Below are 7,075 nucleotides of genomic sequence, written 5' to 3'. Positions count from 1 at the left end.
TGAAGAAGGGGGAGGCCTCGCGGCCTCCCCCTTTTTGCGTTTACGGGCTTTTGTCTCACATAGTAGCTGTGTTTTATAACCCTCGTTTGTCGCATCTTCTGTGAACGGGCTACAATAACTTAGTCTGTGCGATATGGAGGTGAACATGGCTGAAGCTGGTATCGGCGTTGATATCGTCGAGATTTCCCGCATGAAATCAATTCTTGAAAAGACGCCGTCGTTTGCTCGGCGTGTGTTTACCGAAGAAGAGCGTGCGTATTGCGATGCATCATCGCGTCCCGCTGCTCACTATGCTAGCCGCTTTGCTTCGCGTGAGGCGGTGCTTAAAGCTCTTGGCACGGGTTTTAGTCAAGGCGTGGGTCGCAAGGATGTTTCGGTAACGCGTGATAAACTCGGCAAACCGAAGGCTCTGCTTTCTGGTCGTGCTCTCGAAATCGCCCAGGATTTGGGTGTTGTCGAGGTCGCCCTTTCTATTACCCTTACGGGTGACTTGGCTGTCGCTAATGCCATTGCAATCACCGAGGATGCTCGACCTAAGCCTAAGGAAGAAAAGGTGAGCAACAAGAAACGCGTTGCGCAGACATTTAAAGAGGCTCGCTCTGTTTTAGATGAGCTTGAACAGCTGCAGAATTCAGCATTGACGGAGCACCTGGGCGATGCTTCGCAAGATACGCTAGGAGCATAGATGAAACCGGTTTTGAGTACCGAAGAAGTCGTTCGTCTCGAGGATATCATCGAACGCGAAGGGACTTCGAAGGCCGAGCTTATGGAGCTAGCGGGTGAGTTTGCCGCCAACGAGGTCTTGAAGCTCAATCCCGATCGGGTTCTCGTTCTGGTCGGTTTTGGTAATAATGGCGGCGACGGTTGGGTTGCCGCCGATATCCTGAGCCACAAGGGTGTGGACGTGGATATCGTTTCTCCGGTTGAGCCGGATGAGATTCCTGCTGCTCTGGCACGTCATGTTGCTCGTCGAACTGCCGGCCGCGATGTGCACGTTTGCGTCGGTCCCTCGCGTGACGAACTCGTGGTTTTGATCGATAAGGCCGATGTTGTTGTTGATGCCATTTTTGGTACCGGTTTCCACGGGAATCTGCGTGCGCCGTTCTCCATTTGGATTCCTACGGTCAATGAATGCGCCGATTGTGTCGTATCCATTGATGTCCCCTCGGGCCTGAATGCCGAGACGGGCGTTGTTGATGACGACTGCATTCGTGCCGAGCGCACGGTGACGATGATTGCGCCCAAGATTGGTCTGTATAGCGCTGATGGTCCTGAGTATGCTGGAGATTTGACCTGCGGCAATCTTTACGACCGTCTTGACGAGGTCATCGATGATGTCGACCACGCCGCCGAGATTGTCGAGCCCGGTGACTTAGTTGATTACTTTGCTCCGCTACCATCGAATATTGATAAGTATTCCCGTGGCTCTGTGCTTATTGTCGCCGGATCTGCGCAATATCCTGGTGCTGCCATTATGGCGGCCAAGTCTGCAGCTCGCGCGGGTGCTGGTTACGTGGCAGTCGCGGCTCCTGACGCCTGTGCCAATCTTATTCGCATGGCACTTCCTTCGATTCCCGTCTTTGCTATTCCGTCTGATTCCCGCGGCTCCTTTGGCGCCGCTGCGCGCATGACGGTGTGCGAGATCGCAAAGAAGTACAGCTGCGTGCTGTGCGGTCCCGGTATGACGACGTCTGCCGGCGCTATGCAGGTGGTTTCGGGCTTGCTCGAGCTTGATGTACCGCTAATTTTGGACGCCGATGCACTCAACTGCCTTGCTAAGATTGCCATTGACGGTATTGATAGTAACCCCGAGATGTATCGCCGCGAGCAGCCGTTGGTTATGACACCGCACTATCGTGAGCTTTCGCGTCTGGTTGCCGGTGACGAGGTGAACGACCTTGGTACCGCGATTGCGGCCGCGCAGAAGGTTGTTTGGGCTGCAGGCTCCGACAATCTGGTGGTCATTGCCAAGGGGCCGACGACGGCTATCTGTGGTGTTGAGCGCGTGCTGCTGCCACTTTCGGGTCCGGCTTCTCTGGCAACTGCCGGTTCGGGTGATGTTCTGGCGGGTATTTTGGCCGGCACGCTTGCCACCATGCGCGACGAGATGGATCGTTGGGAGTTGCTGTATTCGTACGCCGTCGCACTTCACAGCTACGCCGGTTTTGCCGCGGCGACGGAGTATGGTGAGAAGAGCGTTATCGCAACCGATCTTATCGACTTGATCGGTCCTGCCATGGAGCTGGCGGCAAAGGACGCGCTCGAAGATCTGGGAATCATGGACGAAGGGTCGGATGACTAAGCATGAATAAAGCCGATTTGACGCGCTGGTCCTGGGTCGAGATCGACCGCGGGGCGCTCCGTCGCAACACGAGGGCCTATAAGAACTTGTTGAATCCGCGTCAGCGCCTGTGCTGCGTGGTCAAGGCCGATGCTTATGGTCATGGAGCTGTTGAGTGCGCCAAGATCATGTATTCGGCCGGTGCCGACATGTTTGCCGTGGCGACGGTTAACGAGGGCGTTGAGCTCCGACAGGGCGGGATTGCGAAACCCATCCTCATCCTAAGCGAGCCGCCTATCGAGGCCATTCCGACGTTGCTCGAGTTTGATATCATGCCCTCGGTCTATACGTCCGACTTTGCTCTTGCGTATGGCGAATGTGCCGTCGCGGCGGGCAAGGTGGGCAAGTATCATCTCGCCATCGAGACGGGCATGAACCGCATTGGCGTACATTACACGCAGGTGCTCGACTTTGTCCGCGGTATTAATTTCCATCGCGGTATTCAGTGCGACGGCGTATTTACGCACTTCGCCACGGCCGATGAACCTTCGGGCTGGGACTACAAACTGCAGTGTCAGCGCTTTACCGAGGCCGTTCAGGCCATTAAGGATGCGGGCTTTGAGTGCGGTATCGTGCACTGCGCCAACACGCCGTCCTCGATGCTCGACCCCTCGATGCATTTTGATATGATTCGCGCCGGCGTCGGCTTGTATGGCATGCAGCCGTGCGAGCTGAGTGGCCGCGTGATGCAGCTTGATCCCGTTATGAGCGTCCATGCGCGCGTGACGCGCGTGGCACACCCTGCGATGGGCGAGGGCGTGGGCTACGGTTTTACCTACCGCGTACCGCGTACGCGCGTTCAGATCTGCACGCTGCCGATCGGTTATGCCGATGGCCTATCGCGTACGCTTTCCAATCGTATGGATGTGCTGTATCGCGGCGAGCGCGTGCATCAGGTTGGCAATATCTGCATGGACCAGTTTATGGTCGCCATTCAGTCCAACCCGGCACACGAGATTCCCGAGGCCGAGTATGGTGACGAGATGATCATTGTCGGCCGCGATGGAGATGCCGAGATTACCATGGACGAGATGGCCCGACTGCGCGGAACGATTAACTACGAGGTCGCGTGCGGCTTTGGCATGCGTCTCGACAAGGTCTACGTGTAGGAGCCGCTATGGGCGTCATGCACATCCCCGGCCATACCCATCAGGCACCACGTGAGGTCGCACTCGAGGAAATTGAGGCCGTTCTGGGCGATTGTCACCTCTGCCAGCTCTACCAGTCGCGTCACAATATCGTGTTTGGCGTTGGAAACCCCCGCGCTCGCGTGATGTTTATTGGCGAGGCGCCGGGCCGCAATGAGGATTTGCAGGGCGAGCCCTTTGTGGGGGCGGCAGGCGAGGACCTCAACGGCATTTTGTCGCTGGCGGGGCTCAAACGCGAAGACGTCTACATTGCCAACGTGCTTAAGTGCCGCCCGCCGGGAAACCGCAATCCGCGCCCCGAGGAAGTGCTGGCTTGCTCACCGTTTTTGCGCGAGCAGATTCGAAGCATCTGGCCCGATATCATCGTGACGCTCGGCAACCCCGCAACGCACTTTGTGCTCAAGACCGAGATCGGCATTACCAAGCTGCGCGGCAGGTTCCATCAGATGGGGCATTTTGTAGTTATGCCCACGTTCCATCCGGCAGCAGCGCTACGCAATCCGGCGTGGCAGGAGCTGCTGGAGGAAGACTTTAAGATGCTGGGCGACTATCTGGAGCGACATCCCGCGCCAGAGGACGCCTCGGAATAATAAGGAGCATGTATGTCCCTGGAGCGCCTGGGGGTAGGTATTTACAAAACGACTTGCGCTGCCGATACGGAGTACTTTGGCGAGCTAATTGCACCGTGCCTTGAGGACGGCGATGTGCTCATCCTGACCGGTGGCCTGGGAGTGGGCAAAACTCACTTTACCAAGGGCGTCTCGCGCGGTTTGGGCGATGGGCATATGGTTACGAGCCCTACGTTTGCGCTCATGGCCGTCCACGATCAAGGTCGTATTCCGCTGTTTCACTTTGATCTATACCGCTTGGAGCATGCCTACGAGCTCGAGGATACGGGCATTTTTGACGTGCTGGGCTATGAGGGCGCTTGTCTACTGGAATGGGGCGAGCAGTTTCAGGATGAGCTGACGGACGAGTATCTTTCGGTGACGCTTAAGCGCGACGAGGACGATAGCGACGTGCGAACGATAGCGCTCGAGGCGCACGGCGAGCGCGCGAAGGAGCTTTCCCATTTGATAGATAAGGCTGTACAAGATGAGCTTGCATAACGACAGCGCGCTGGTGGTGGCGCTCGATACTTCGACCGACATGCTTGCCTGCGCGGCAAGCTGGATTGATGCGCAGACGGGCGAGGCGAAGCTGGTGAGCGGGGACCATCTGTGTCGCCGTCATGCCAACGTGGAGCTCGTGAATACTGTTGATGGCGTACTGGGGCAGGCCGGCCTGGATCGCAGCGATGTCGGCTGTTATGTGGTCGGTCGCGGCCCGGGTTCGTTTACGGGCGTGCGTATCGGCATCTCCACCGCAAAAGGTCTGGCGCGCGGTGCCAACGTGCCGCTGCTGGGCGTGTCGACGCTTGACGCTTGCGCCTGGACGGCATGGAAGGCCGGCGTGCGCGGCAAACTCGGTGTGCTTGCCGATGCCATGCGCGGCGAGGTGTATCCGGCGCTGTATGTGCTGGGGGACGAGGGCCCTGAGCGCCTGTTTGAGCGTGAGCGCGTGGCCAAGGCGGCCGCGGCGCTTGACGGGTGGCGCCAAGCCGCAGATTGGGGTCAGGTAAAGCTGACCGGCGATGGCTTGGTGCGTTATGGCAAGCTGCTGAGTGAGGGCGAGACGGCTCGCTGCGTGGAGCGCGACCTTTGGTGGCCTTCGGGCGAGGGCTTGCTGCTGGCGCATGCCACGGGCGACGGTGATCCGGCTCGCGTCTTGCCGATCTATACGCGCCTTTCGGATGCCGAGGAAAACGAGCGCAGGCGTCTTGGCCTTGCCGAGAGTGCGCAGAGCGAAATTACGGGTGTTGCCGATGAGCTCGCCGGTCGTCATCTGCAGTTCCGTCCCATGGGCGCGGCGGATGCCGAGGGCGCGAGCACACTGGAGGCTGCCTGCTTTGAAGGTGCCGGACACGAGGCGTGGACGCCGGGCATGTTCCTGTCCGAACTGGGCGAGGACGTTGCTGCGCCGCGTAGTTGGTGGGTGGCACACGACGACGGCAAGCTGCTGGGCCTTGCCGGCGGTATGGTCGTGGACGGTGATGTGCAGATTCTGGATGTCGCCGTCGACCCGGCACATCGCCGTGAGGGCATTGCCCGCAAGCTGCTGTCGCACGTGAGCTATGATGCCCAGATGCTCGGCTGCACCACGGCTTCGCTCGAGGTTGAGGACGGCAATGAGGGCGCGATTGCGCTCTATAACGCTCTGGGCTTTACCGAGGCTGGCCGTCGCCGCGGCTACTATGGTGCCGGCAAGGACGCCATCGTCATGACGGCCCCGCTGCCCCTGGTACTTCCGGTCGACAATGCTTCGCCCGAGCCGACGGCGGCAGAGCAGCACGTATGGCCGCTGCCTGCGCCTGGGCGCTCCGAGGGGGAGCGTGCCGAAATTGAGCGCCGCCGCCTAGTGCTCGCTATCGAGAGTTCCTGCGACGAGACGGCCGTGGCGATTATCGATGCGGATGGCAATATGCTGGCCAACCAGGTGTCGACACAGATTGATTTCCATGCCCGCTTTGGCGGCGTGGTGCCCGAGATCGCCTCGCGCAAACACGTTGAGGTGATTGTGAGTGTCGTGGATGCGGCGCTCGAGGATGCCGCAGCATCGCTGGGCCTTACGGGCGGAGCCATTGCACCAAGTGAGCTTGCCGCCGTGGGCGTGACGCAGGGTCCGGGCCTGGTGGGCGCCCTGGTGGTGGGCGTCGCCTTTGCCAAGGGCTTTGCCTACGCTGCTGGCAAGCCGCTCGTGTGCGTCAATCATCTTGAGGGTCATCTGTTTGCCAACCTGCTGGCGCAACCCGACCTCAAACCGCCGTTTATCTTCACGCTTGTCTCGGGCGGGCACACCATGCTCGTGCACGTGAAGGCGTGGGGCGACTACGAGGTGCTCGGTGAGACGCTCGACGACGCTGTGGGCGAGGCCTTCGACAAGGTAGCCAAGGCGTTGGGTCTGGGCTATCCCGGTGGCCCCATCATCTCCAAGCTGGCCGAGACGGGTAATCCCCGCGCGATCGATTTCCCCCGTGCGCTTAACAGCAGAGGAGACTATCGCTTCTCGCTTTCGGGCCTTAAAACCGCTGTGACGCTCTACATTGAACAGGAGACCAAGGCCGGGCGCACGATTCACCTGCCCGATCTGGCAGCTTCGTTTGAGGCAGCTGTCTTTGACGTGCAGTACAAGAAGGCCAAAAACGCCCTGCACGCTACCGGGTGCAAGGAGTATTGCATTGGTGGCGGCGTCTCGGCCAATCCGCATCTGCGCGAGATGATGATCAAGAAGCTTGGACGTCAGGGCATTCGTGTAACGGTGCCGCCCTTGTCCGCCTGCACCGATAACGCCGCCATGATCGCGGAGGTCGCTCGCCGTAAATTCGACCGAGGAGAAATCTCGCCGTTCGACGTCGACGCTGATCCGAACATGACGCTGTAGTCGTGTTCGTGCGGTCCCCGGCGCTGCCCGGGCGCCAGCGGCCACATATGAACTTTCCTGCTCGGACAGTCCTGCTCACGACGGAGGCCACATTAAGTGGCCTCCT

6 protein-coding genes are annotated in these 7,075 nt (G+C 59.4%); all 6 read left to right on the top strand.

Features of this window, described 5'->3' with window-relative positions; all coding sequences use genetic code 11:
* Window positions 1-145 precede the first annotated feature (145 nt).
* The 6 genes from acpS to tsaD are packed head-to-tail and all read left to right on the top strand — an operon-like array spanning window position 146 to window position 6,969.
* On the top strand, window positions 146-685 hold the full coding sequence (gene acpS / locus DXB98_RS09780) for a holo-ACP synthase (RefSeq protein ID WP_055252164.1): 540 nt from the start codon (window positions 146-148) through the stop codon (window positions 683-685).
* Entirely contained in the window at window positions 686-2,302 is a 1,617-nt protein-coding gene (locus DXB98_RS09775) for an NAD(P)H-hydrate dehydratase (protein WP_117743984.1), read from the top strand. It abuts the gene before it with no gap.
* Window positions 2,303-2,304: 2 nt separating this feature from the next.
* Window positions 2,305-3,450 (top strand): alanine racemase, encoded by a 1,146-nt coding sequence (gene alr, locus DXB98_RS09770; protein WP_117743983.1) that lies wholly within the window; start codon window positions 2,305-2,307, stop codon window positions 3,448-3,450.
* A gap of 8 nt (window positions 3,451-3,458) precedes the next feature.
* Window positions 3,459-4,079, top strand: coding sequence for a uracil-DNA glycosylase (locus DXB98_RS09765; protein WP_006235848.1), 621 nt, complete (start codon window positions 3,459-3,461; stop codon window positions 4,077-4,079).
* A 12-nt stretch (window positions 4,080-4,091) separates the two neighbouring features.
* Window positions 4,092-4,598 (top strand): tRNA (adenosine(37)-N6)-threonylcarbamoyltransferase complex ATPase subunit type 1 TsaE, encoded by a 507-nt coding sequence (gene tsaE, locus DXB98_RS09760; protein WP_117743982.1) that lies wholly within the window; start codon window positions 4,092-4,094, stop codon window positions 4,596-4,598.
* Window positions 4,585-6,969 (top strand): tRNA (adenosine(37)-N6)-threonylcarbamoyltransferase complex transferase subunit TsaD, encoded by a 2,385-nt coding sequence (gene tsaD / locus DXB98_RS09755; protein ID WP_117743981.1) that lies wholly within the window; start codon window positions 4,585-4,587, stop codon window positions 6,967-6,969. Before tsaE ends, tsaD begins: the two co-directional genes overlap by 14 nt.
* Window positions 6,970-7,075: the final 106 nt, after the last annotated feature.

The organism is Collinsella sp. OM07-12, from assembly GCF_003438275.1.
Lineage (GTDB): Bacteria > Actinomycetota > Coriobacteriia > Coriobacteriales > Coriobacteriaceae > Collinsella.
Note: the sequence above shows the minus strand (reverse complement) of the source record. Positions and strands in the feature narration are given on the sequence as shown.

Excerpts from the sequence above, each read along its gene's own strand:
- acpS (WP_055252164.1), top strand. The coding sequence starts at position 146 with ATGGCTGAAGCTGGTATCGGCGTTGATATCGTCGAGATTTCCCGCATG.
- DXB98_RS09775 (WP_117743984.1), top strand. The coding sequence starts at position 686 with ATGAAACCGGTTTTGAGTACCGAAGAAGTCGTTCGTCTCGAGGATATC.
- alr (WP_117743983.1), top strand. The coding sequence starts at position 2,305 with ATGAATAAAGCCGATTTGACGCGCTGGTCCTGGGTCGAGATCGACCGC.
- DXB98_RS09765 (WP_006235848.1), top strand. The coding sequence starts at position 3,459 with ATGGGCGTCATGCACATCCCCGGCCATACCCATCAGGCACCACGTGAG.
- tsaE (WP_117743982.1), top strand. The coding sequence starts at position 4,092 with ATGTCCCTGGAGCGCCTGGGGGTAGGTATTTACAAAACGACTTGCGCT.
- tsaD (WP_117743981.1), top strand. The coding sequence starts at position 4,585 with ATGAGCTTGCATAACGACAGCGCGCTGGTGGTGGCGCTCGATACTTCG.